Annotated in this window: 22 protein-coding genes and 1 tRNA gene; 15 read left to right on the top strand and 8 right to left on the bottom strand. The window is 50.8% G+C overall.

Features of this window, described 5'->3' with window-relative positions:
- Positions 1 to 88 precede the first annotated feature (88 nt).
- Positions 89 to 469 (bottom strand): hypothetical protein, encoded by a 381-nt coding sequence (locus AC27N8_RS24285; protein WP_487070218.1) that lies wholly within the window; start codon positions 467 to 469, stop codon positions 89 to 91.
- Between the two features lie 118 nt (positions 470 to 587).
- Between AC27N8_RS24285 and AC27N8_RS24280 the strand changes: the two genes are divergently transcribed.
- Both AC27N8_RS24280 and AC27N8_RS24275 read left to right on the top strand, forming a co-directional pair.
- The gene (locus AC27N8_RS24280; RefSeq protein ID WP_487070216.1) at positions 588 to 1,073 is read left to right on the top strand and encodes an FtsB family cell division protein; all 486 of its coding nucleotides are present in this window, start codon (positions 588 to 590) and stop codon (positions 1,071 to 1,073) included.
- A gap of 639 nt (positions 1,074 to 1,712) precedes the next feature.
- Entirely contained in the window at positions 1,713 to 2,927 is a 1,215-nt protein-coding gene (locus AC27N8_RS24275) for a M20 family metallopeptidase (protein ID WP_487070214.1), read from the top strand.
- Positions 2,928 to 3,017: 90 nt separating this feature from the next.
- Here AC27N8_RS24275 and AC27N8_RS24270 read toward each other — a convergent pair whose 3' ends face one another.
- The 6 genes from AC27N8_RS24270 to AC27N8_RS24245 all read right to left on the bottom strand — a co-directional run bounded on the left by AC27N8_RS24270 (position 3,018) and on the right by AC27N8_RS24245 (position 10,628).
- Positions 3,018 to 3,854, bottom strand: coding sequence for an IS5 family transposase (locus tag AC27N8_RS24270; protein WP_487066645.1), 837 nt, complete (start codon positions 3,852 to 3,854; stop codon positions 3,018 to 3,020).
- A gap of 83 nt (positions 3,855 to 3,937) precedes the next feature.
- Positions 3,938 to 6,703: a LabA-like NYN domain-containing protein gene (locus AC27N8_RS24265; protein WP_487070212.1), complete on the bottom strand. Its 2,766-nt coding sequence runs from the start codon at positions 6,701 to 6,703 to the stop codon at positions 3,938 to 3,940.
- Between the two features lie 366 nt (positions 6,704 to 7,069).
- Positions 7,070 to 7,300, bottom strand: a complete 231-nt coding sequence (locus AC27N8_RS24260; protein WP_487070210.1) for a hypothetical protein — start codon at positions 7,298 to 7,300, stop codon at positions 7,070 to 7,072.
- A gap of 670 nt (positions 7,301 to 7,970) precedes the next feature.
- Positions 7,971 to 8,792, bottom strand: a complete 822-nt coding sequence (locus tag AC27N8_RS24255) for a PHP-associated domain-containing protein (RefSeq protein WP_487070208.1) — start codon at positions 8,790 to 8,792, stop codon at positions 7,971 to 7,973.
- Positions 8,793 to 9,060: 268 nt separating this feature from the next.
- A tRNA-Lys gene (locus AC27N8_RS24250) sits at positions 9,061 to 9,132 on the bottom strand.
- A gap of 107 nt (positions 9,133 to 9,239) precedes the next feature.
- A complete protein-coding gene (locus tag AC27N8_RS24245) occupies positions 9,240 to 10,628 on the bottom strand; it encodes a hypothetical protein (protein ID WP_487070206.1) in 1,389 nt (462 codons plus the stop codon).
- A 70-nt stretch (positions 10,629 to 10,698) separates the two neighbouring features.
- On the opposite strand from AC27N8_RS24245, the gene AC27N8_RS24240 reads away from it, so the two are divergent.
- From AC27N8_RS24240 to AC27N8_RS24210, 7 genes are all read left to right on the top strand, one after another.
- Positions 10,699 to 10,962: a hypothetical protein gene (locus tag AC27N8_RS24240; RefSeq protein ID WP_487070204.1), complete on the top strand. Its 264-nt coding sequence runs from the start codon at positions 10,699 to 10,701 to the stop codon at positions 10,960 to 10,962.
- A 180-nt stretch (positions 10,963 to 11,142) separates the two neighbouring features.
- Positions 11,143 to 11,808 carry an MBL fold metallo-hydrolase gene (locus tag AC27N8_RS24235; RefSeq protein ID WP_487070202.1) on the top strand — a complete coding sequence of 222 codons (666 nt, stop codon included), beginning with the start codon at positions 11,143 to 11,145 and terminating at the stop codon, positions 11,806 to 11,808.
- 4 nt (positions 11,809 to 11,812) lie between these two features.
- Entirely contained in the window at positions 11,813 to 13,228 is a 1,416-nt protein-coding gene (locus AC27N8_RS24230) for a UDP-glucose dehydrogenase family protein (protein WP_487070200.1), read from the top strand.
- Between the two features lie 17 nt (positions 13,229 to 13,245).
- The gene (gene acpS, locus AC27N8_RS24225; protein ID WP_487070198.1) at positions 13,246 to 13,800 is read left to right on the top strand and encodes a holo-ACP synthase; all 555 of its coding nucleotides are present in this window, start codon (positions 13,246 to 13,248) and stop codon (positions 13,798 to 13,800) included.
- On the top strand, positions 13,797 to 14,258 hold the full coding sequence (gene dtd, locus AC27N8_RS24220) for a D-aminoacyl-tRNA deacylase (RefSeq protein ID WP_487070196.1): 462 nt from the start codon (positions 13,797 to 13,799) through the stop codon (positions 14,256 to 14,258). Before acpS ends, dtd begins: the two co-directional genes overlap by 4 nt.
- 228 nt (positions 14,259 to 14,486) lie before the next feature.
- Positions 14,487 to 15,191, top strand: coding sequence for a YIP1 family protein (locus AC27N8_RS24215; protein WP_487070194.1), 705 nt, complete (start codon positions 14,487 to 14,489; stop codon positions 15,189 to 15,191).
- A 149-nt stretch (positions 15,192 to 15,340) separates the two neighbouring features.
- Positions 15,341 to 15,592: a hypothetical protein gene (locus AC27N8_RS24210; RefSeq protein WP_487070192.1), complete on the top strand. Its 252-nt coding sequence runs from the start codon at positions 15,341 to 15,343 to the stop codon at positions 15,590 to 15,592.
- 143 nt (positions 15,593 to 15,735) lie between these two features.
- Here the strand turns inward: AC27N8_RS24210 and AC27N8_RS24205 are convergent, their stop codons facing one another.
- Entirely contained in the window at positions 15,736 to 16,074 is a 339-nt protein-coding gene (locus AC27N8_RS24205; RefSeq protein WP_487070190.1) for a DUF805 domain-containing protein, read from the bottom strand.
- A gap of 236 nt (positions 16,075 to 16,310) precedes the next feature.
- Between AC27N8_RS24205 and AC27N8_RS24200 the strand changes: the two genes are divergently transcribed.
- From AC27N8_RS24200 to AC27N8_RS24175, 6 genes are all read left to right on the top strand, one after another.
- Positions 16,311 to 17,441 (top strand): ROK family protein, encoded by a 1,131-nt coding sequence (locus AC27N8_RS24200; protein WP_487070188.1) that lies wholly within the window; start codon positions 16,311 to 16,313, stop codon positions 17,439 to 17,441.
- A gap of 65 nt (positions 17,442 to 17,506) precedes the next feature.
- On the top strand, positions 17,507 to 18,268 hold the full coding sequence (locus AC27N8_RS24195; protein ID WP_487070186.1) for a TlyA family RNA methyltransferase: 762 nt from the start codon (positions 17,507 to 17,509) through the stop codon (positions 18,266 to 18,268).
- 161 nt (positions 18,269 to 18,429) lie between these two features.
- Positions 18,430 to 19,005 carry an NUDIX hydrolase gene (locus AC27N8_RS24190; protein ID WP_487070184.1) on the top strand — a complete coding sequence of 192 codons (576 nt, stop codon included), beginning with the start codon at positions 18,430 to 18,432 and terminating at the stop codon, positions 19,003 to 19,005.
- 166 nt (positions 19,006 to 19,171) lie between these two features.
- Entirely contained in the window at positions 19,172 to 19,951 is a 780-nt protein-coding gene (locus AC27N8_RS24185) for a response regulator (RefSeq protein ID WP_487070182.1), read from the top strand.
- Between the two features lie 21 nt (positions 19,952 to 19,972).
- The gene (locus tag AC27N8_RS24180; protein WP_487070180.1) at positions 19,973 to 21,619 is read left to right on the top strand and encodes a sensor histidine kinase; all 1,647 of its coding nucleotides are present in this window, start codon (positions 19,973 to 19,975) and stop codon (positions 21,617 to 21,619) included.
- Positions 21,620 to 21,838: 219 nt separating this feature from the next.
- Positions 21,839 to 24,613, top strand: coding sequence for a winged helix-turn-helix domain-containing protein (locus AC27N8_RS24175; RefSeq protein WP_487070178.1), 2,775 nt, complete (start codon positions 21,839 to 21,841; stop codon positions 24,611 to 24,613).

The raw sequence follows: 24,613 nt of genomic DNA, 5'->3' as shown, positions 1-24,613 counted from the left end.
CCAGTCCCATCGCCTATACCCTCCACATATCTCCTTCTAGAAAGCACTCTATTGGCAGCCAGCCGAAGTACTACTCAGCCAAATGTCACTACGCCTCGGCCGCAGAGGAGACCTGTCTCCAAAACAGATCCGTGAAGCAGTGGGGTGACAGGCCAGCCGACGTAGCGGCGCGGCTCCGCCGTGCTGTCACTGGACGCACGAGAATGTCCCACCTGTATCTAAAAGCAACGCAAACGAGACGATCCGCAGTGGAAAGATCACGCAATGGAACTTCATAAGGAGCGTGGTCGTACGAGTCACAGACAGCACGGCGGAGCCGCGCCGCTACGTCGGTGAGCGTCTCACCCCATTGGGATGCGCGTCTCCCATGCGACATCGGTGCGATGACCTTTGACAAAGTAGTAGCGGCGCAGCTCGGACGCCTGGTGCCAGGCGTTACCCCCTCTTGTCCTGAGGATGTGGTAACCAAGCAATATGTACCATCGTGCAGAGAGTAGCATTTTAGCCCCTGCCCATAAATCATGGTAAAATGGAAACAGTGATACTAATACAGTAGTTAATACGTATATTACTGGAAAGGGGATTATGTGCAAAGCCGTCCAAGAAGACCACAATTTTCGTTGCGCCGGGGGGGAAGTTCTGCAAATGTAACTTCTGCTATCGGTATGGAAGAAACAGTTGGTCGTTCGCGTGCCCGCCGCACCTCGCTTTTTACGCGCTCAATGCTGTGGATTACAGGACTGGTCTGCGCCGCCTTCTTACTGGGAACATTTGCGCAAGCCTGGTCCAATAATAATTTCATGGCACAGGTTAACAAGGAGCAGCAAGCGCTGAATCAAATTCAAGCGCAGCATGATCAGCTCCAAAAAGAGGCGCAACACTATCAAGATCCGGCAGTCATCGAGAGCGAGGCACGCCAACAGCTGGGATACATCCATAGCGGTGAGCAGCCAGTTGTGATTACTGGCACCAATTCAGAAGGGCAAACAAAAAAACCAGCCATCCCGCATCCTTCTCAACAGGGGGGATATTGGAATGAATGGTGGCAAATGTTTTTTGGTCCATCAAGCTAATGATTGTCCTCAACTAAGAGAAGAAAGTCATACAATAGTTTGAATCACTTGACAGGATACGTACGATAAAAGTATAACGTAAGTATAGTTACATTGAATTAATCACCGCATTTAGGACAACAAATGAACGCGAAGCACGCCCAGAAGTTTATAACTCTTCTTACGATGCAGCTCCAATTTCGTTTGGAGCATTGTAAGTTTTTCTTGAAGAGGGTACGTTTCGCACTGTAAATCAGATATATACTAAAAGCGGAACGCATCCAGCGTTCCGTTTTTTCTTTTTTTTTTATAGTGATAAGCTGGCTCTGACTTTATCGTCAAATGTGACTAAAGTGACTTTGTATCCTGGTATTATCCATTTTTTGTTGAGTTTGAAATCACACTCCCAGCAGAACAGTCACGCACTCCACTCAAGTGGTATCAATGATGATGCGCATTATGGTGCAGTAGTTCACAGCCACAGCATCGTAAATCGGGCCAGACAAGTGGGAAAAGTGGAAGTTTGGGTTCGACCCTGGCAGACATCTAGGACAGCGTTGCCAGAAGATCTGGCCGGGATCACATCGCATCACTGTTGATCCCGGAGCTCCCGTCACTGACGGAAGTTATCCGAAGATTTCTTTATGAGTAGGAGTTATCATGAGTATACGTACACACTCTCCGGCGTCAAAACACATCATTCTGGATGATGAAACGCCTGCACAAAAAGTTGCCCTCTATATGGAAGCACATATGCCACAATACCTCCAGGAATTAACCGATCTATGCGCCATCGATTCGGGATCATATTATAAACCAGGTCTCGACGAAGTATCCCTTTACGTAGCCGGGCGTATGCGCGGCCTGGGCATGGACGTCACACTCATTGAAAATGATATCTGGGGTAATGATGTCTATGGAGTTTTACGTGGAACAGGCAAAGGCATTATAGTCCTTCTCGGTCATATGGATACCGTCTATCCTGTGGGAACAGCGGCCGCACGACCGGTACGTGTCGAAGGAAACAAAATTTACGGGCCTGGCGTCATCGACATGAAAGGCTGCATCCTGCTCGCTATTTATGCCATTGAGGCACTCAAAACGATCAATTATGAGGATTTCGCCGAAATTCGTTTCCTCTGCGTCTCGGACGAAGAAATCAGCGATCGCCATAGCAAAGAGATCATCAGACGTGTCTGCGAGGGTAGTCATGCTGCGCTCGTACTGGAAGCGGCGCGTGAGAATGGGGACCTCGTCAGTGCGAGGAAAGGTGGAGCCTGGTACAGACTGAACGCATATGGACATTCGGCTCATGCCGGCGTCGAGCCCGAGAAAGGCTCAAACGCCATTCTGGAACTTGCGCATCAGATCTTACAACTGCACGAGCTCCACGGCTGGCGCGAAGGTTTCACCATCAATGCGGGCCGGATCAAAGGAGGCACAGCCACCAACGTCGTCCCCGATCATGCAGAAGTCTTCTTTGACGTCCGCTTTGCACACCTCGATGATCGTATCGCCTTTGAGCAACAATGGCATAAACTCCTCCTCAACAAATGCGTACCAGGAGTTGAACTCGTGCTCACCACCGATCCCGACGATCGCGATCCCATGACCTGTACGCCAGAGAATCTTTACATGGCTCAGTGGGCCAACGAGATCGCGCACGAGCTGGGCTTTGAAGTCAACCATGCACCCACTGGAGGCATCTCGGATGCCAACTACGCATCAGGCTTTGGCTATCCCGCCCTCGACGGCCTGGGGCCAGTTGGCGGCCTGGATCATAGTCCAAACGAATACATGGAGAAAGACAGTATTGCGCCACGTGCCGGATTGCTGGCTGGACTCATCGCAGAAATTGGCACCAAAGCCCTCTAGATGAAAAAAGATCGCGACATCAAAGACCCGCTTGCCAGTGCAAGCGGGTCTCGATAATTGAAAATCTTATATAAGACCTTATCCGAAAACCTAGAAATGAGAAGTGTACTGAAAACAGATGAGCCCACACGCCAACTGCAAAAAAGCCTGATGCGTCTCACCAAGCTTCTCGAAGCGCACCAAAAGGCGACGCCAACGATTGAGCCAGGAGAAAAGCCGCTCAACGACCCATCGTCGAGGTGTTTTGCCCGGTTCCAAACTGTTGACCTCTTCCTCTGCAGGCTGATACCACTTGTGGTACTGAGGATTGAGCCGTACGTGTGGCTCATAGCCACGCTCATACAACTCCCCATAAATGGGATCATGATCGTAGGCAGCATCCAAGCACAGGTTCTGCGGATCGTCGACGGTTGGCTCTGGACGATCAAGACACAACGCGTCAAGGGTTGGAAAAAGCAGTTTACTATCGTGGCGATTCGCTCCCTCAATACAGAGAGCCAGTGGAAGTCCGCGCCGATCACACAGCAGGCTCCGTTTGGTCCCCTGTTTGCCGCGATCGGTGGGAGCGGGACCGACGGCGGCTTTGGCGAAAGGGGCCTTGACTGTCGAACTATCCACGCTTTGCCAGTCCCAAGCGATGCCGAGCAGTTCGTCATAGTGCTGCAACTCGGCTTGCCACAAGCGCTGGAAGAAGCCCTGCGCTTCCCAGAAACGAAAGCGGTCATAGACGGTACTTGATGCTCCCAATTCGCGGGGCAACGCATTCCATTGAATGCCCGTGCGCAACACGTAGATGATGGCTGCAAACATTTGTCGATCATCAGCCGTTGGACGGCCTCCTTTGGGGTGAGGAGGCCGTTGCGGAATCAAGGGGCGAACACGCTCCCACAATTCATCGCTCACTTCCCAAGGTCGTGTTCGTGTCATTACTCTTTTCCACCTCATTTCTTTTTGTTTCTATTGTATCACTGGTTTTCGGATAAGGTCTAAGTCATGCCATACAGGAAATGCTACGCGCGGATCTCTTCAAGCATTGACAGATTAATAAACAGATCACAACTCTGGCGCAGTGTAGCCGACATAGCCTCATCAAAGGCAGCAACCTCAACGCGGACACCATGATCAGAGCAGTAGTCAAGCATCGGCATAAAATCGCTATCACCACTCACCAACACCACACAATCCACCGAACCGCCATCAACCAGACGTACCACGTCCATGCACAGATCCAGGTCCAGATCAGCCTTCTTCGCGCCACTGGAGAACGTTTTATAATTCTTCGTAGTGATACGATAGCCCAGACCTTTGACGGCCTGCAAGAACATCTGCTCATCGCCAGCCTGTGGACTGGTCGGACAATAGGCATGTGCACGTACCAGACGGCGGTTACCTCGCAGGAAGTCAAGCAACTTACCGAAGTCTACAGCCATACGTAAAGTACGAGCCGAATAGAGTAGATTGGCAACGTCCACAAAGACCCCGACGCGTTCCGTCGAAGGAAATGGTGGCAGGGACACAGAAACACTGGTTGGCGATTGATTCACACGACGGAATTCAGTCACCATACGATCGGTTTGTGTTTGTAGTGCCTGTCCAACAATATTAGCAAATTGAGTCATCGCCGCAGTAGAGATTCCACCCTCTGGCGAGCGTGCTCCCGAATAGAGTGCAGGTGGAGGCGTTGAACGAGCTTCGGCACGAGTGTTACGACCATCTCGTGACATAATACTTCCACGTGCAGGTGAGGGCTCCGGCCCCATGAATGGTCCAGTCACTTCATTTCCTTGATTCATCTGGCTAACAGTATAGCCGGAAACTATGTTATAGAGTTGGCTCGCTTGCTCATTGGCCGATGCTGCGGGTAAACGCGATGACTGCGCAGGCATTGGCGCGGGCGCCGGGATCGGAGCCGGTGGCACGATTGGCGCGGGCGTTACAAGCGGGGGCTCCTGAATGCTGGAAGCGTTCTGCACAATATGCGTTGTGGTGCTACTTGAGCCTGAGCGGTGACGTCGACGTCGACGCGAGCTGGCTTTCTGCAACTCGGAGTACTCCAATGGAGGCAGATCTTCGGGCGCGACATCTTCTTTACGTGCAGCCGACAGATCTACAGCCGGGGTTAACGGCTCTGCCACAGGTACAGTCTCCTGCACAGGAGCGACAACTGGCTGCTCTTTTTGTGTATGCCGACGACGACCGTGCTCGACAGTTGGAGCTGGCGTCACTACCTCTGGCTCCGGAGCTGTTGTATGCTTCTTATTAACGGATTGAACCGGAGGCTCTGGAAGCGCTGGCGTATTGACTGCGGCAACTGGCTCGCTGACAACCTTGGCTTCTGCAGCCCCGCTCAGCTTTTCTATTTTCTCAATCTTCTCTCCCGTCTTGTGGTGGATAGTTGACTGAGTATGACGGCCAGTCGTCTTGGCAGCTGCCGTTGTACTGGCTGAGCCATTTACTCCTGTGGCCGGTCGATCAAAACGATAGCGACGGGCGGGACGCGGAGCCACAGGCTCTTCGGCAACCGCCGCAATTTCTGGCTGGACTTCCGCCGCTGGAGCAGCAGGAATTTCTGGCTCTTCAGCCACGTGCTGAGGAGCTTCTTCACGCTCGTGGCGGCCTAAGCCATGGCGTGGTAAACGTAAACGTGAAGCCGGACGTAAAAGTGGAGAAACAGGTCGCACAGTAGGCTTGGCCTCTTCTTCTTCACTCTTCGCGGCTGTGGTATTTTCTGCTGCCTCTGTATCTGACGGCACGTTGTGCGCGGTATGATCATTCTTTTCAGAGAAAGCTGTCTCGGTGGACTCAATCAACTCAGGTGTCTCCTGATTTTCTGAACTAGCAAGGTTAGCGGCTACCGATGTCAGAAGTGTAAATGCATCAGTTTGCGAATCGCGCAACGTCGCCTGCAATGAGGCTTCCGCCTGGCGGAATTCAGCAATAAACTCGGTAAAAGGCCGTACCTCTTCAGCCCTCGCATCGATAAGGGCTGCTCCCTCTGCGTAAGGGAAGGTAATCGTTGGGCTGTCGGGTCCCTCTTCTGATGCCACCGCTGGCTGCTCTGCTTCTTGAGTGGCAGGAGCTTCTGGTGTCGATGAGGTAACCTCGGACAGCTCTTCCTGTACAGGCTGAGCTACGATTGGGCTTTCAGCCGGCACGGAATGAGAAGGTTCGATGTCTTCGTGTGTTTCATTCGCCTGAATAGCGTGAATATCATGCGTGTGTGTCGTTGGAGCTGCTTGCTCAGCAACGGGCTCTGGCGCCTCAGTCGGGGCATTATCCTCATGCAATGGCGCAGATAGAGACACAGCCTCAGGTGTCTGTTCTTGAGCAGTAGCTACCTCATCAGTATGAGGAACCTCAAGTGGAGAAAGATCGTCCCTCTCCGACTTAGTGTCTCCTGGCAGCTCCTCTTGTTGTGCTGAAGGCAATGCAACCGGAGCCTCTTCAGCAGACACAGGAGCAGCATTCGCATCTGCTGCTAAAATTGTTTCCGAGGCGACGGTAGCCTCGTGGTTAGCTGAAACTTCAACAGGAATCTCTATATCCGTCGATGTTTCCACGAATGGTGGCGCATCGAACGAAGCCTCTGATAAAGCATGCTCCGGCTTCTCAGCAGAAGTGGCAGGTTCCTCAGAGGAAGAGGAGGCAGCATCAATAGATGTATCAGCCTCTGATGCAGCGGGAGAGTTCGTCGTTTCATCTGTGGGGACAGACGAATTCTCCACGTCATGTGCATCAAACTCGCCATGCTCATGATGTGTATGTTGCGTTGTCACTAAGATCTCCAGTCTCAGTCGCTACAAACCGGGGCGCAGGTTACTCTGGTAGAATACTGTTTGACTGAAGACAGTTGGAGCGAACATGTGTTTTCAAATCTTAACCAACTCAATGCCGATGTATTGCTATCATTATCCTCGGCTGTCTTTTCACGCTGCGCTTCTTCTACACGATCCCGGTCTGGTCTTACCATTGTCGATGCCGTTGCTTATGAATCTTGCTGTACGCTACCATTGAACGGCGAAACGTTAATACGTACAGAACGAACGTCGGAAGCGTCTGCCTCGTTGGACGTGAACGGTATTGGCACATGGCAATTATCTTCATCGGTACCATACGAGAAGGGATTTCTTTGGTCACGCATTTCAAGCGGTTGACGTGTGCGACGCCACACGGCGATGATGCGTTCCACCGTAGTCGGTATGTCTATTCGCGATCAAGCAAATTACGCGACCACTCAATAAGGCGAATGCCCAGGTACCGATGCGAGTTAAAAGTCCAACTGCCACCAGACTGACATACTCTAGACGAGCCAGTGCCTTTGTTTTTACACTCAGTACCCAATCCTTAGCACGAGCCTTGGTAGAGCTGACCATGAGTGAGCCAACAGGCGAAGTAAATGAACATCACCATCCAGTTTTGCTTATGCGGAGCAGGCCAAAGTGAATTTTTAAGGCCTGGATGCTGCAACGCATAAATCTAAGCAACCCAAACAGTATCATGTTCTCTGCGTAACGGTCAGGCATCGAGTCAAGAACGCGCCAGAGTTTGTGGCAGCATTACGAACACGGGCCATTACGTCATAAGTATGTCAAAAATGTTTGTTTGCGAGCCGCATCAGTGACCCAACATTGAACTGATATCCTCGCGGCTATTACCAGTGCGATAACGACACTGAGCAGTCACCATGTACCGGTCAACCTGTTGGGATTTCCATCAAACCGAGCCAGCGGCAGTCCTATAACTACGCTAATTTTTCCGGCCAGTTACTATACGCGCTTGCTAAACACACTCTTATTGTACCACACTTATGTTCCCTTGGACTAGTAGTTTGTCGCTATAGATTTGCCATACTCCGCTTGCTTCGTGTATTCTAGTACAGAAACCCTTGAGTAGAAAGAGCTTTCTTTGTCGTTCTCAAGCGGCTAGAAGCTTGCTTCTTAAAAAAATCTCCGACCATTGCTCGCATATAAAAAAGCGAGCGTTATTCATCATCTTTGGCCGACAGAATAACACTCACGCGCTTGATTGAGTAACAAGAGACAATTATGCCAGCACAGGACGACGTGCTTCCTTTTGCTCTTTATTGAGGGAGTAGCGAGCCCAATGATAATATGTTTGTAGCTCCCACATTTTGCCTCCAGGAGCACCTGTACCAGTTTCAATCGTCCGACGGATATCCGCTGCGCTCTGACCTTCAAACCAGGTCACACCACTGCCTATCGCGTTGATGGTATGAGCATCACTGTTCCCCAGCTCTGGCAGATGGTAGATCTCACGGTTCGTTCCCATGGCGATATAGTTCGCATAGAAACCGCAGAAGCTAGCGTTCCAGCTCTCCATGCCATCCAACCAGACATCGGTCGATGCATGAATGCGATCCATCACGGCGCGCTGGCAGCTATGGCGAAAGAAACGATGCAAAGGATGGGCAACCACAGCCAGACCATTCTGCTCATGGATCAGATCGATACTACGCTCCATACTTAAGCCCTGAGGAATCCTTTTTTCAAGGAAAAGTCCCAGCAAATGACCTTCTGTGGTCGTGACCTCTTCACCTACCACAAAATCAAAGCGATATGAGCCCTTTGACCAGAGATCACGAGCACGCAACGATCCTTCAATGACGTCATGATCGGTGATAGCAATCACATTCAGATCGGTATTGTTCTGCACATGCGCCAGGATCTCTTCGATCGTGCCGCATCCATCGCTATACGTACTATGCATATGCAAATCGGCCTTGCCATGTTTTCCTGCATACATTGCCTGTTCCGCAGTCATCCGGCTACGCTTCTTCAACAACTCAGTACCAGGTGCTCCATGTTCAAGCTTCATCTGCCCTCGATTGCGCTGGATCGTAGTCATCTCATTCCTTTTCTGCTCCGACCCTCGCCTGGATCGGACACGTTTGCTGATTCTTTATCCTCTCCTGGTTTGCAACGGCATCCAAGGCGCGCTACAAGTTTCAGGTCTCACTTCTACACTACCATAGCTACATTAAGTTTTCGAATTAAAAGAATGTAATACTTTGTTAAATGAGTATCAAGTATCGATAGAGTAATAAAAAGCCTCCTTCTTTTATGGAAGAAGGAGGCTTCTTAAAAAGAAACGGGTAATCGAAGGTATTTTCAGGTGGGCGACCAGGGACTCGAACCCTGAACCTAGCGATTAAGAGTCGCTTGCTCTACCATTGAGCTAGTCGCCCGTGTACATTCCGTCCAGCACAGAGATAATAGCATACTGGCCGATTCCCGTCAAGAGATGAAAACCATCAATTTGCCGCGACGCACAATTGATGGTTTTTTGGTGCGCTTACTTTTTTGGAGCGGTCTTCGTAGGCGTGGCAGCAGGCGTAGGTGTTGCGTTCAACTGCGCTTTTTCAGCGGCCACCTTTTTTTGCAGCGCATTCAGATAAGCCTGAGCGCCATCCAGATCCGACTGCGTAATCGCATCCAACTGCATCGGCATGATATTGACCTGACTCACCCACGACTCAAGCACTTTCTGAATCGCAATCAGGGTCGCATTGTCCTGATAGATGCCCGCCAGCAATTGGCGAGCCGTCTTGAATGCGTTCAACATACCTGTCAATACATTGCCAGCAATATCCGCGCCAAATTTGACGATAGGAGAGACAAACACATCGTAAGCCACACGTGTCAGACGAGCCGCCGTGATCGCTCCATCCAGAGTGAAGCCTTCGAGGCTCTCCAGAGAGGAGACAAACTCTTTGCGGGCCTGATCCATTCCCTGCGTCACACCACGATTAAAGGCATCTTCAACCTGATGTGCCACATTGGTGCCAACATTATTGACAACCTGAGGGGTCACCTTTGGTAACTCAACTGCGGCCACCCCAACGCCAGCCACGGCAACCACGCCAGCTCCCAGCAAGAGACGCCGACGCGTCAGCTTCTTTTTAGGTTTACTACTCTTCGGTCGCCGTACCGACAAGCGATCGCCATCATGCTCATAATCGTAGTCGTATTTGTCATCCTCGTCAGGATAAAGGCGCTCCGGCTCCAGACGCTGTGTATACTTGGGCTCGGGCTCCAGGCGTTGTGTATATTTTGGCTCGGGCTGACGCAGCGCGACCGAGCGTGATGGATGCACAGAAGGCTCATCATCCTCGTCATAGTCATCATCATAATCGTGTCGATAGCGCACACGCTGAGCGAGTGGCTCAACGCCACCGAGCTCCTGCTCAGCTGCCGCCAGATCACGCCAATGGTCGGCGCCATAGATATCATCATCCGCATCCACATCGGAAAGAAGCAGCGCACTCGTGGGAGGCAAATCTATGCTTCTACCGCGCTCGGCACGGGATGGATGATGGCTACGCGAGGCTGAAGACGGATATTCGTGCGATGGATACCTTTCCCGCTGTAAGACACGACGTCTCCCGGCTCGTGATCCAACCAACTCTTCGTCCGCCTCATAGACATCCTGATCGGAAAAGCTTAGCTGCTCCGACTCATCCTCATTGGGGCGCTTACTGGCGATAATACTTTGACGCATGAGTTGTCGTGTTCGGCGCGGGTCCGGCCGATGGGCGAGCAGCGTACCAGATCTACTCGCTGCTGAGCCACTAGAAGATTTGGGTTCGCTCCCGCTTTGACTACGCAATGGATCATAATCATAACCATACTGGCGTCCGGGGCTTTTACGGTACATTCGTCGTTCCAGGTGATCCTTCGACATGCTTTCCTCTACTCCTCCTGAGTTGACAGTCGCCAATTAGGGCGCTCATGCGGCACCAAGACACAGGATAATGAAGCAAGTTCTTTATACTACACATTCTACATTACATCTGTCGTTTCGTCCACATTCCTACACATCTATCAGCGCGAGCCATGCCGTTTTTGCTATCAGCTATCTTGATTATGAGAGTGCCACAGCGGCCTTGACCAGACATCCCTACACATCTATTCTTTTTCAGCAGCAATCAAGAGGAAATATGCTTTACATGAATGACAAGTGTCAAGCGAAGCGAGGACACCGTAGCGTCGCACGCTCGCGTGCGATGTTCCAGTGACTCGTATGAGACAGTTGGAACTCGGCGCGCCACACGGGCCATCCTGATCGTACGTCGAGTGGGAGATACTTGGCACAAAAAATGAATGATACCCACCAAAGTCAGATATCTCCTGATTGATAGCAAGCTATGCTATAATAGTGTGCAGTGTTATTTCGCCTGAAGTCTAGGAGGAACGGCATGTCCGTTAATGATAAAGATATAACGATGATGCCCATCGTCGCCTGTATCACGGTTGGTCTATTTGAAGAAAACTGCTATCTCTATGCTTGTCCGGAGACACGTGAAGCAGTCATTATCGATCCGGGTGATGAGCCAGCGAAGATTCTTGAAACCATTCAGGAGTTACGCCTGATTCCTAAATATATCTTGAACACGCATGGACATATCGATCATATCTGCGCCATTGACGAGGTCAGCGCCATCTATCCGGTGCCACTGGCCATCCACCCAGCAGATGTCCCTCTTTATACAGATGAACGTGTGGCACAAGAATATGGACTAACGGCCCCATTAGTCAAGAGAAAACCGGACATCTTATTGCAAGAAGGGGATCACATTTCTTTCGGTACCCTGACATTGGATGTGATTGCTACCCCTGGTCATACTCCTGGTGGAGTCTGCTTCATCAGCCCGCCATATTGTGTCTTTAGTGGGGATACCCTCTTTCAGCGCAGTATCGGGCGAACAGATTTGCCAGGAGGAAACTATGAACAGATTGAGCAATCGATCCGAAGTAAGTTATATACCCTTGAAGATGAACTGGTCGTCTTTCCGGGTCACGGGCAACCGACAACTATAATAGAAGAGAAGAACGAAAATCCATTCGTAATTGCAGAGGAGTAATGTTGTGTCAGTTATCTGTGTAATTGGAACAGGCTATGTCGGCTTGGTAACAGGCACGTGCCTCGCCGATCTTGGAAATACGGTCACCTGTATTGATATTGTGGAAGAAAAAATTAATCGCCTGAAACAGGGAATTCTTCCCATTTATGAGCCCGGCCTCGAAGAGATGGTAGAGCGCAACGTCCATGCTGATCGCCTCCGTTTCTCGACCGACTATCGTGAAGGCTTAGAGAACAGCGAATTTATCTTTATTGCCGTCAATACACCTACTGGCAATACGCAGGGTGGGGCCGATATGCGCTTTGTTGAAAGTGCGGCACGCAGTATCGCGGAAAATCTCGATCACTATGCAATTGTAATTAATAAAAGTACGGTACCGGTTGGCAGCGGCGACGTCGTCTCACGCGTCATCAGCAATAATCTCAAATCTTCTGAAGCCTCCTTCTCCGTCGTCTCCAATCCAGAATTCCTACGCGAAGGCGCAGCGCTCCAGGATTTCCAGAATCCGGACCGCATCGTCTTAGGCTCATCGGAGCCTGAGGCCGCTCATAAAGTGGCTCATCTCTACATGCAGTTACGCGCCCCCTTCGTCATCACAGATCTCTACACGGCAGAAATGATCAAATACGCCTCAAACGCCTTTCTGGCCACCAAGATCTCATTCATCAACGAGATCGCGCAGATCTGTGAGCGCCTGGGTGCCGACGTCAATCAGGTTGCCGTAGGTATGGGCTATGACAAGCGCATCGGTCACGCCTTCCTCAATGCCGGCCTGGGCTATGGCGGAAGTTGCTTCCCCAAAGATGTACGAGCGCTGGCACACATGGCTGACGAAGCCGGACTCCATCCTCAGATGCTGCGTGCAGTCATGGACATCAACCACGATCAGCGCCGTCTCGTCGTCTCGAAACTCACCAATCTGCTTGGTTCGCTACGTGGCACAACCGTCGGCATTTTGGGACTGGCCTTCAAGCCAAACACAGATGACATGCGTGAAGCACCAGCCGTTGACATCATCCATTGGGTCACCAGTCAGGGAGCAAAAGTGCAAGTCTACGATCCAATTGCCACCGAGACAGGTCGCGAAGCCCTGCGGCGTGAGGGCGTCAATATGGAAGAGATCACCTTTTGCAAAACGGCCTATGACGTCACAAAAGAGGCTGATGCCCTGGTTATCGTCACGGAATGGAACGAATTTAAAAATCTGAACATGCAGAAGATTTATGACTCCATGCGCCGTCCAATCCTGATCGATGGGCGTAACATTTATGATCCAGCCGAAATGAATCGCTACGGCTTCTTCTATCGCGGCATGGGTAGAGCCACCAATCCTACAGGATCAATCCTGCCCGCCGGCGACACAAGCACCAGACTCGAAGACGACTTCGTACAGGAAACCTTAATCACCAGCGAGAGCTAACCTTTGGAGTTATTTAGATGAATCAAGAGGACCAGCCACTTCTTTTTACTCCCCTTGTACGCCAGGCAACTACACCCATGCCTGATTGGCTCTTCGGGCCAGCTGGGGTTGCAGGTCTTCCTGCTTCATTGCATCCAACGCAAGGCGTCAATGTAGCCGTCGGCGTTGATATCATCGAAGTCGACCGTATCCGCAAGGTTTACGAGCGACACGGAGAACGCTTTTTGAAGCGCGTCTTTACCGACCTGGAGATCGTGCAATGCCGGGGCAAGGTTGCGCGTCTGGCCGGACGCTTCGCCGTCAAAGAAGCCATCAGCAAAGCGCTAGGGACAGGACTACACGGTGTGGCCTGGCGTGAGATGGAAGTTGTCCAGTTGTATAGCGGACGGCCCTCTGTACGCCTCCACGGCAACGCGAAGAGGCGCGCCGAGTATCTTGGCCTCAACGCCTTCGATGTCAGTATCGCCGACCTGGCTCAACTCTCCATTGCCATCGCCGTCGCCATCCAGGTCACCCCATCAAGCACAGTAGCCGATTCCGAGCAGTCTCCTCCTGAATCAGCTAACACATGAGAGCACTGATACAACGCGTCAGCAGCGCCAGCGTCACAGTCGATGGACAGACAGTCGGGAAAATAGCTTCTGGATTACTGATACTGCTGGGCATCGGCTCAAAAGACAACGAAGCACAGATCAAGATCCTGACCGATAAGATCGTCAATCTGCGCATCTTCGAAGACGAAGCCGGCAAGATGAACCTCTCCCTGCTTGATCTACGGGGAGAGGCGCTGGTCGTTTCGCAGTTTACCCTCTATGCAGATGTGCGCAAAGGCCGCCGACCCAGTTTCATCGCTGCGGCCCCTCCAAGCATCGCCGAACCACTCGTCGAAAGCTTCAAAGCGGCCATTGCTGCCCAGGGCCTTACAGTCGCGGGCGGAGTATTTGGTGCACACATGGAAGTAACTCTTACCAACGACGGCCCGGTAACTATCTGGTTAGATAGCGAGCAACTGGCACGCAAAGACATATAAAAATCACCATTATCTCTTCTATCAGAAAAATTACGCCCCGACAAGCTTATCACTCATCAATAATGAATATCTGTGTTTGCACATTTCTGTAAATTTCGTTATGATAGTACCGTTATCTCACGACTACTTGCGTGAATGCATGAGAAAATAGTAGATGGATAGTTTGTCAGGTATATTCGTATGCTACCAACACATCCATTGAAGGCATACACATGGTAAGGGGGAAAGATGGCGAAATCACACACTCGATCAGAAAATATATATGAGCCGAGACCAACACGGACGCCGCTCTATTTACTTCCAGGTTTCTATGCCAGGACCATTTTTCGTCCATCCGTGCGTAGCTTTGCACGCGAAAGTGAATATGCACGCTGGAGCCTTGTCTGGTTGCAGCTCGGAATTTTAATACTCATTCCCATCATCCTCGGCCTGATCCGCAATATCTTCCGAGATCGCTCGACGGGAGTAAATACTACCTCAAACGTCATTTTCGGCCTGCTGGATGCTATTACCGTCGGAGCCACCACCGGGGCGACGATCCTCAAAGTTATCTTCCTGCCAATCCTTTTCTTTATTGGAGTCCTCCTCCAATATGCTCTCGCTCGTGCCTTTGGCGGCAGAGGTCGCTACGTTGAACATGGCTTCTCCATGCAGCTCTATCAAGTTCCTCTCACCCTGACTGGGAGTATCATCATCGCCGTCTTTGTCATTTTGCACTTCTTCTCACTCTTCTTTGCCCCCGTCATCAGCATGGCCTTTTTCGTCTATGGTGTCTACCTCAACATATTCGCCGTCATGGGAGTACATGCGATCAGTCGTGGAAAAGCCGTAGCCACAGTGATCATCCCTTATGTCATCGGTGGATTAGCAATCTGTGGGGGGCTGGCAACCCTGGCACATTATCTTGCCAGGGCCATCTCCTCACTGCAATAAAAAGTACTCATTCCCGCGTTATCTATTTAGACGCCGAGTAGAGTATACCTTCTCATCAGGTAAAACGTCTTACAGTTATACACAAAATAACATCGATACATGCTCACATATAATCCATACCAAAAGATGCATCCACATAGGAGTGAACCATGTCAGGCGAAACATTATCCTTGAAAGGCCGGATGATGAGCAGGAAGATTCGTATGCTCATTATGAGCTCTCTGATTACACTCTTCTTCTTAGCCATGAGTATTTATCAACTAGGAATAGCCTTTAGCGATGTTGCCACCGGAGATACATTCTCAGGCAGGCAGATTACTGGTTGGATCTCAGTTGTCCTTTTTTTTCTGGGCCTCTGTTGCATTGTGCTCATTTATAGAAGTGATACTTCTCAATCATAGTACATAGCTGTATCTATCTCATCAGCAAAAGAACACGGCGACTCCATCACATTTCAGCCGCCGTATCTTTTGATAACTTCTACCAGCCGTATTCATCACAGCAAGAAGAGCTTGAGCACGCGTGATGCCTGACTCTGGGCTATTTACTGGCGTGGATAGTTAGGTCCCGATTGATAATTAGGTCCCGAGGAGAATTGAGGACCCTGGGGATATTGAGAGCGTTGTTGTGCACCCACTTGCTGACGTAGCATGTTGAGTTCGCGCAAGACAGGCCATTCGCCAAAGGCTAAAATGATGATCACGACGAGATTAGCAATTGGAATCAGCATCCATAAAGACATCGCGCCGCTATAACCAGCCTTAGAAAAGATTCTCCACCAGATGATGATAGCGAATACGATCGTAATCAAACCAATGATTCCAGCGATTGAAGCATATACAGCCAATGCGGCTTCTAATTGACGTGTCTGCTCAGGTGTCATGCTTTCACTCCTTGCTATACAACACTCCAGAATGAAATCTGGGAGCAATTATTGTACAAGCTAAAATTATAGTTACCAGAAGATCAATAAAATGGTATCTTGCACATTGAACGTCCGAGGCATCCATTATTGGGACAGCAAATTTTGCACGGCCCAGCTTATCTATAAAGATCTCTTGTTCAGTGACTTGAAATGCAGTATCATCTAGGTAAGAAATTACTCGGAGCGACAAAGGCATGAATGACGACACAAAAGCACAGCATCCATCTCACCAATGGAACGATCCAGAGCAGTTGCCGCTGGTGATAGGTCTGGATCTGGGAGGCACTCAGATCCGTACAGCGGTCTTACGAGGAGCCAGATTGCTATCCCGGGTGGGCATGCTAACAGGAGAAAATCCCTCACCTGATCGTGTTATCCCACGTATGTACCAATCAATCCATCAAGCACTCGAAGAAGCGCATGTGACGATCGATGAGATTGCCGGGATCGGTATTGGTGCTCCAGGACCCCTCAACAATCGTACAGGAGTGGTCTTTTCGCCCCCCAATCTGCCCGGCTGGACCAACGTTCCCTTGCGTGCGCTCTTTGTAGAAAATTTTGGGGTGCCCGTTTTTGTGGAAAACGACGCCAACGCGGCCGCGCTCGGAGAGTATATGTTTGGAGCCGGTCGAGGGAGCAAAGAGATTGTCTACATTACAATCAGTACAGGCATTGGAGGTGGTGTCATCTCCGATGGTCGAATCGTAGAAGGCATCTCTGGTACCGCTCTCGAGCTCGGGCACATGTCTATTGACTGGCGCGGATCGCGCTGTAACTGTGGCAATATTGGCTGCTGGGAAAGTATCTCATCGGGAACAGCCATTGCACGCCGAGCCCACGAAATCATTGCTCTCGGGCAGGGTGAAGAGCTCTTACAATTTGCTCTGACGCATGAGGAACATGGAGCCGGGGCCGATACGCCCTCAGATCTCAGCCGCTCCAGGCAAGGACCCGTCTACATCAACGCCCTCATGGTCGCCCAGGCGGCCCAGGCTGACATAACGGCCGCCAAAGAGATCATCGCCGCCGCCGCCGAAGGCATTGGAGTCGGGCTCGTCAACGTGATCCATATTTTCAACCCCGAGCGGATTGTCCTCGGCGGAGGCGTGATTCAGATCGGTGAAGCGCTCCTGCAACCAGCCAAACGCATTGTCCAGGAGAGAGCCATGCTTGTGCCACGCGAGGCCGCCGAGATTGTACTGGCCGAATTGGGATCAGATGTTGGTCTGGTCGGAGCCGGAGCACTGATCTACTACAACAGTGCCTCTGCTTCAATTGTTTCAATTCCTCAAGCGGATCAACATCCTGGTTCATCCCAGCAATGAGTGATTTTATAGAGGTGAACCAAAAAAATTAAGTGGTTTTTGCACAGGAGAGATTAAAAAAATACATGGCAGCAAAAAAAGAGCGTCTGGATGTAGCATTGGTACGGCTGGGATTGGCTCCCAGCCGTGAGCGAGCGCGAGCCATCATCATGGAGGGTCAGGTTTTTATTGGAGAGCGCCTGGTGGATAAGCCCGGTACGCTGGTACCACTCGACGCCCCCTGTCGTGTTGCAGAAGTCTCACCCGAACTCAAATACGTCAGCCGAGGGGGATTAAAGCTGGAGAAAGCGCTCGACACCTTTCAACTTGATCCCTCAGGATTGGTCGCCATCGACGTCGGCTCCTCGACTGGAGGCTTCACCGAGTGCCTGCTTGAGCGTGGCGCAAAAAAAGTCTACGCCATCGACGTCGGACATGGCCAGCTCGCCTGGACGCTCCGCAACGATCCGCGTGTCGTCGTCATGGAACGCACCAACATTCGCCATCTGACAACCTTACCGGAAGTCATGCAATGCGCCGTCATCGACGTCTCATTCATCTCCCTGCGCCTCGTCCTGCCGCCTCTCATCCCGCTCCTGGCCGCAACTCCGGATACCTGGATCGCCGCCCTGGTCAAGCCACAATTTGAGGCTGGCAAGGCCGAAGTTGATCGCGGCAGCGGAGTCATCAGAGATCCAGAAGTCCATCAACGCGTCCTGCGCGAACTGCGCACCTGGATCGCCGAAAATACCAGCCTGCAAGTCGATGGAGAGATCGCTTCCCCCATCCTTGGACGCGACGGCAACCACGAATTTCTCTTTCTGCTACGCTTCCGCCAGCCAACGTAACTCGTACGATATCGCTCCCCAGCACCGTGTGCCAGGATCGAATGTTACGTACGTCGAGTGGAACATCGTACGCGAGCGTACGACGCTACTTTTGGTTGGCAGGCTATGTTGTATGATACAGATAGCATAACAACCGATAGCAGAGAAAGCGAGAAGGCAGATTGGCTCAACAGAAACCCTGGACAGTGTTATCTTACACGCAAGTACTCGATTCTCCACATCTACGTGTACGCCGCGAGCGTGTAGCCATCCCTGACGGTCCGACGCTCGATGATTACTACATTATTGAGAACTTTGGCTGGGTTGGCATTGTGCCCGTGACCGCTGATGGTCGATTTCTCCTCAACCGCCAATACAAGCACGGGATTGGTCAGGAGGTGATAGAATTTCCGGCCGGGGGTATTGATCCGCACGAGACCGAGGAACCCATACTGGCGGCGCATCGAGAATTAATGGAGGAGACTGGCTACAGTGTAGAACCTGGACAACTAGAAATGTTGGCTCACATGTATGCCAATCCGACTGGAGCTCGTACACGTATCTGGTGGTATCTGGCACGCGATATTCAGAAAACGGGTCAACAAAAGGTTGATCCGGTTGAAGTAATTGAGAATATGCTTGTGACGCCACAGGAACTTCTTAAGCTTATCCACGAAGGAAATTTCTCCGTCCAGGGGCAGATCGCGGCAGCATATATGGCCTTAGAGCGCCTTGGTTACTTGCAAACAAATTTTTAAAGAGTACACTATAGATTAGAATGAAGTAGAGATCCTATCTATAGTTTAGATCGGAAATGGCACGAATTTAGATTAGCCAATAAGGTCTGTTAAGTTGACAAAAAGCCGAAAGAATACAAAAATCTTACAATTTCCTGGTATTTTTTTGATGAGTCGCAGGTAAAATATGGGTATGAAGATTCTTGTCATAGAAGATGAAGCCAACATCACAGAAGTCATCCGCATTTATCTGGAGCAGGCCGATTATACGGTCATCACAGCCAGCGACGGCATCGCCGGCCTGGAGCTCCATGCACGCGAACAGCCGGATATCGTGGTCCTCGACCTTATGCTCCCAATCCTGGACGGCATGGAAGTCTGTCGGCGCATTCGAGCCTGGGCGGGAACCCCCATCCTCATGCTGACAGCGCGTCAAGAAGAGGACGATCGCATCGCGGGACTCGAAGCAGGTGCCGATGACTATCTCTTAAAACCATTTAGCCCTCGAGAGCTGGTAAGTCGTGTCAAAGCCATCTTACGTCGTACAAATAGCAATAGTAACGTCGTCAACGGCCCATCAGCGACTAAAGAAGAGGCTCCAAGCACGCCTGCGCCGCATGAAGAGCTAAAATTCAACTCGCTCATCATCAACCTGCCCTCGCGTCGGGTCATGGCGCAGGGAAAGCAGATCACCCTGACCGTCAAAGAATTTGATCTTTTGGTAGCACTTGCATCGGCACCGGATCGCGTCTTCACCCGTGAATCGCTACTCAACCAGGTCTGGGGATACAGCTATCTTGGCGACGGTCGTACTGTCGACGTCCATATCGGAACCCTGCGTAAAAAAATGGAAGCGGCTCCAGGCATGCCTCATCACATCCAAACCGTCTGGGGAGTCGGTTATAAGTTCGTGCCAGCGCCAGCGCCTGCCACATCGACAGCCTCCTCACAAACTGCACAGTTGTAGTCACAGGGAGAGAGAAATCGCATGAGCGCAATTCGTAAAATTTCGGGCTTCAGTCTTAAATCAAAGTTGGTACTGAGCTACCTCATTGTCATTCTTGGCACCGTCATAGTATTAACTTTTGCCGTTTCCCTGGCCGTTCAAAAGTATAACTATGATACGGAAATTACGAATCTGCTCACAGGATATAACGGGTTTCGCAGTACCAATAACAGAATCATAACGATCTACGCACAAAATGGAGGAAGCTTCGATACTTTAGTAGAATACCAGTGGACTGATCCTACACGTTTATTTGTTGTAATCGATGCCAAGGGCAATCAGATGTATTGCAGTCCTAACCAATTTGTGCTGGATAATCAGTTCGGAAATAACCCGCCCAGAAATAACCCATCGGGAAATGGTCAACTTGGGAGCAATCAATTTTCTGCGCAAAATTGCAACGATGATAACATTACACAGCAGCTAAAAAACACCTTACAAGCCAGCGATTCATCAACAGCAACAGGAAGTGTTACCCTCAGCAGCAATAATAACTCACATTCATATATCTATGCCAGCACTCCTATTATTGTAAACAACCAGGTAGTCGGAGCTTCTTATATGGCCGCACAAGATAATATGGGAGCCCCGTTCGGCATCAATAGTGGTCTTCAAGTTATGCAGCAGATCAACTGGTACATTTTTCTAGCGGGGCTCGGCGTGGCAATTGTGGCGGCACTATGCAGCTATTTATTTGTGCGGCGCTTCATCCGCCCATTAGAAGCTTTGACCATCGCAGCTGAGCAGATGAAGCAGGGCAGCTACACCCAGCGTGTCACGCAGATCGGCTCCCAGGATGAGATAGGACGCCTGGCTCTCACCTTCAACGAGATGGCAGATACAATTGAGACCGACGTCAACGAGTTGCATCGTCAGGATCAGATGCGCCGCGAGATGATTGCCAACATCGCCCATGATCTGGCGACACCATTAACCGCGATCCAGGGACTGAGCGAGGCTTTGGCCGACGATGTTATCCAGGGTCCTACGGCGCGACAGGAGACCGCTCAGCGTATCGGACGCGAAGTGCAGCGCTTACGCCGTCTGGTAGCCGATGTGCGCCAGATGACGATGATGGAGGCTGGACAGATCAAACTTGATCTGGCCCCTTTAGATCTGAACTCTCTCGTCGATGAGACGGTCCTGGTCATAGAACCAGAATGTGAAGCCACCGGGATTGTGATCAAAAATGGCATCTCAGCCAACGTCCCTCACGTACAGGCTGATAGTGATCGCCTGACGCAAGTACTCCTCAACCTGCTCGACAACGCACGTCGACACACAAACAGTGGCGGAAAAATTGGCATCTGGGCCACACAGCCAAAAGATAAAAAAGATATGATCTGTATCACGGTCGCGGACACCGGAGTAGGTATCGATCCCAAGGATCTGCCACACATCTTCGAACGCTTCTATCGTGCGGATCGCTCACGCGCCGCCATCACTGGCGGCAGCGGGCTTGGCCTGGCGATTGTGAAAGCGATTATCACCGCTCACGGAGGACAGGTCTGGGCCGAGAGTAAACTTGGACAGGGGACACATATTATGTTCACACTTCCTCTGGCACCGAAAAGCATCAGCGTGGAGAAGCAACAACCTTCTCAATTCGCCCTACCTTCACACAAATGAGAATATGGGGGCGCAGAAATGGCCCACGATAGATGATTGCAAGTCAGGAGATAGCATTCTCAACGCAGAGATCCTTATACAGAGCAACTGAGTAAGATAATGGCTAAGCATTGTTCTATGCTCCGTATCTCGCCGATTGTAAAGAAGTGGAAGAGCACACAATCAGGAACAGCCAGGGCAGAGCTATTCCTGGGTGAGCATACGAAAAAGGAGTCTCTTATGGAACCAGTCAAGCATGATCCATTTCTGATTACAACAAAATTAGCCATTCCGCCTCATTATCTCAAGGCAATCGTCCAGCGCACCCAGATCTATGCGCAGATGAATGCCGGTTTACAGCGTCCCCTGACAATCATCAAGGCCGCCGCCGGATTTGGCAAGACCACACTGGTTAGCGAGTGGATACGTCAGAAGCAGATCGTTGCCGCCTGGATCTCGCTTGAGCCTGCCGATAATGATGAGTTGCTTTTCTGGAGCTATATTCTGACAGCACTGCACCAACTCCATCCAGCGCTTGCGGAACTGCTCACCAGTTGGGAAACAGCGACCCACAACCTCCAGGTCGAAGCGATGCTCACACAACTGATTAATACATCGATGAATTTAACTCAAGATATCGTTTTGGTTCTCGACGACTATCACACCATCACCACTTCGCCCATCCATCAAGGACTCTCCTTTTTACTTGAACACCTTCCGCCCCAACTCCATCTGATCATCATCACGCAACATGATCCACCACTGCCACTGGCGCGGATGCGCGTTCAGGGGAGACTTACAGAGCTGTGCACGAATGATCTACGCTTCACCGAACATGAGACGCTTTCTTTCTTGACGCACACAATGAACATCGATATAGCTCCTGAAGAGGCATACGAGCTCAGAAGACATACTGAAGGCTGGATCGCAGGTTTGCAACTGGCCGCCCTCTCGTTACAAAACCTGGAAGACAACGTGCGGATCAGCCATTTCATCAAAACATTCACAGCCATCGATAGAAACATCCTCAACTATCTAACCGAAGAAGTGCTGATCCATCAACCGGAGGAAGTACAAAACTTTCTGCTCACGACCTCAATTCTGGAGCGCCTTGACGCCTCGCTTTGTGACGCAGTCACTGGACAAAACAACGCCACAGCGATGCTGGAATGGCTTGATCAGCATAATCTTTTCCTCAATGCATTGGACAATCAACAGCACTGGTATCGCTACGATCAACTTTTTGTCGAATTACTGCGCCATCATTTGAAGCATACCACCACTCCTGATCAGAGTAGCGAGCTCCATCGTCGTGCGAGTCTCTGGTACGAACAACAGGACATGCGTGTAGATGCCATCACACACGCAATTGCGGCCGCAGACATGGAACGTGCAGCTTGCTTAATCGAACAAAACGTCTGGAGTTTTATCCAGGACGAAGAAGAGGTACAGATCAACGCCTGGTTTATCGATCTGCCAGAGATCGTTTTTGCGACGCGCCCGATACTCTCCTACTTACAGGCCTACGCATCATTCTTCCATGCGCGTATGGATACGTTTGAACAGGCGTTAACGCAAGCCGAACAGCTCTGGCAACAGGAGCAGAATCATTTGATGCTGGGTGCTGCAGCCGAGTTGCGCACCCGGGTAGCCGTATATACCGGACAGAGCGCTGATGCACTTATCTATGCCAGACAAATACTTTCTGCTCTCTCTGAAGCAGAGGCGCCCCTCTTATATAGTCATACGCTGGTCCTACTTGGAGCCACCCATCTCTCACGTGGAGAGCTCTCAGAGGCTGATCTCTATCTCTCCGAAGGATCTCGCTTAGGACAAAAATATGGCTATGATAGAGTAGCTCTTGATGCACTCATTCATCTCAGCAAGCTACAGAAAGTACAGGGCAATTTACGTACGGCGCTCCAAATATTACAACAAGTCACAGCTGAAACCAGTCAACACGCCATCTGGTACCACATCACAGCATTTATACAGGTAGCAGACATCTATCGCGAATGGAATAACCTCTCCAGCGCCCTGGAGCAGATTGAGCAGGCACAAAAGTTGGCACAGCAAGTACAGCATGAAGGTTTTATCAGCCCACAACGCTACCTGATTATGGCTCAGCTGGCGTGGCTACAGGATGAGATCGAGCAAGCTTTCATGTATCTCGATCAGGCCGAACACAGCTCACAACGCTTCGGCCCTCATTACAGCTTCCTGACGCAGATTGCAGAGATACGCATACGTTTCCTGTTAGCCCAGCATGATCACATGGCTTCGCATCAGTGGCAGACACACTATGCATCTCTATCCACAGATAACATGTCCGACGCCGAAAAAGAGAGCTACATCAAAGCACAAGCACAGTTATACATTCATCAAAACCAGAGCAAAGAGGCCATTCCGCTCCTGAAAGCGGCCGAGCGTAGTGCCGCCGAGCAAGGACGCATCGAAAGTGAGATCGCGTTGCTTGTATTGCTCACCCAGGCCTATCATCGAGAAGGAAACACTCAGGCCACCCTCCAAACATTGGAGCATGCCTTACTTCTGGCCGAGCCTGGAGGTTATATGCGTATTTTCATTGATGAAGGCAAGATTATGGCGACACTGTTGACAGAACTTTATAGCCGCTATCAAAGACGTTCAGCAGCAGAGACATCCAACATCTCATTGAGCTATATCTACACATTACTCGCATCCTTTGGAACCGAAGCACAACCACCGCTCTGGCTCGTCTCGCATAACAGCGAAGAGTTGCTTGTCGACCGCCTGAGTGAGCGTGAATACATGGTCCTGGGACTCATCGCGGAAGGACTATCCAACCAGGAGATTGCTCAAAAACTCGTTGTTACCGTCAGTACGATCAAAACGCACTTGAACAACCTCTATGCCAAGCTCCACGTCCATACACGCCTGCAAGCAGTTACTCGTGCATACGACATCGGCGTATTACGCCGCAATGAAATTGACACCGAGTCACCAGCCCAGTTCCAATCCACCGAAAGAAGGTAG

It is taken from the genome of Dictyobacter sp. Z7_2 (assembly GCF_057551105.1).
The sequence above is the reverse complement of the archived record's forward strand: the minus strand, read 5'-3'. Positions and strand labels throughout refer to the sequence as shown.

Coding starts and splice junctions, on each gene's coding strand:
- AC27N8_RS24275 (WP_487070214.1), top strand. CDS start 1,713: ATGAGTATACGTACACACTCTCCGGCGTCAAAACACATCATTCTGGAT.
- AC27N8_RS24270 (WP_487066645.1), bottom strand. CDS start 3,854: ATGACACGAACACGACCTTGGGAAGTGAGCGATGAATTGTGGGAGCGT.
- AC27N8_RS24260 (WP_487070210.1), bottom strand. CDS start 7,300: ATGGTCAGCTCTACCAAGGCTCGTGCTAAGGATTGGGTACTGAGTGTA.
- AC27N8_RS24255 (WP_487070208.1), bottom strand. CDS start 8,792: ATGACTACGATCCAGCGCAATCGAGGGCAGATGAAGCTTGAACATGGA.
- AC27N8_RS24245 (WP_487070206.1), bottom strand. CDS start 10,628: ATGTCGAAGGATCACCTGGAACGACGAATGTACCGTAAAAGCCCCGGA.
- AC27N8_RS24240 (WP_487070204.1), top strand. CDS start 10,699: ATGAAGCAAGTTCTTTATACTACACATTCTACATTACATCTGTCGTTT.
- AC27N8_RS24235 (WP_487070202.1), top strand. CDS start 11,143: ATGTCCGTTAATGATAAAGATATAACGATGATGCCCATCGTCGCCTGT.
- acpS (WP_487070198.1), top strand. CDS start 13,246: ATGAATCAAGAGGACCAGCCACTTCTTTTTACTCCCCTTGTACGCCAG.
- dtd (WP_487070196.1), top strand. CDS start 13,797: ATGAGAGCACTGATACAACGCGTCAGCAGCGCCAGCGTCACAGTCGAT.
- AC27N8_RS24215 (WP_487070194.1), top strand. CDS start 14,487: ATGGCGAAATCACACACTCGATCAGAAAATATATATGAGCCGAGACCA.
- AC27N8_RS24210 (WP_487070192.1), top strand. CDS start 15,341: ATGTCAGGCGAAACATTATCCTTGAAAGGCCGGATGATGAGCAGGAAG.
- AC27N8_RS24205 (WP_487070190.1), bottom strand. CDS start 16,074: ATGACACCTGAGCAGACACGTCAATTAGAAGCCGCATTGGCTGTATAT.
- AC27N8_RS24200 (WP_487070188.1), top strand. CDS start 16,311: ATGAATGACGACACAAAAGCACAGCATCCATCTCACCAATGGAACGAT.
- AC27N8_RS24195 (WP_487070186.1), top strand. CDS start 17,507: ATGGCAGCAAAAAAAGAGCGTCTGGATGTAGCATTGGTACGGCTGGGA.
- AC27N8_RS24185 (WP_487070182.1), top strand. CDS start 19,172: ATGGGTATGAAGATTCTTGTCATAGAAGATGAAGCCAACATCACAGAA.
- AC27N8_RS24180 (WP_487070180.1), top strand. CDS start 19,973: ATGAGCGCAATTCGTAAAATTTCGGGCTTCAGTCTTAAATCAAAGTTG.
- AC27N8_RS24175 (WP_487070178.1), top strand. CDS start 21,839: ATGGAACCAGTCAAGCATGATCCATTTCTGATTACAACAAAATTAGCC.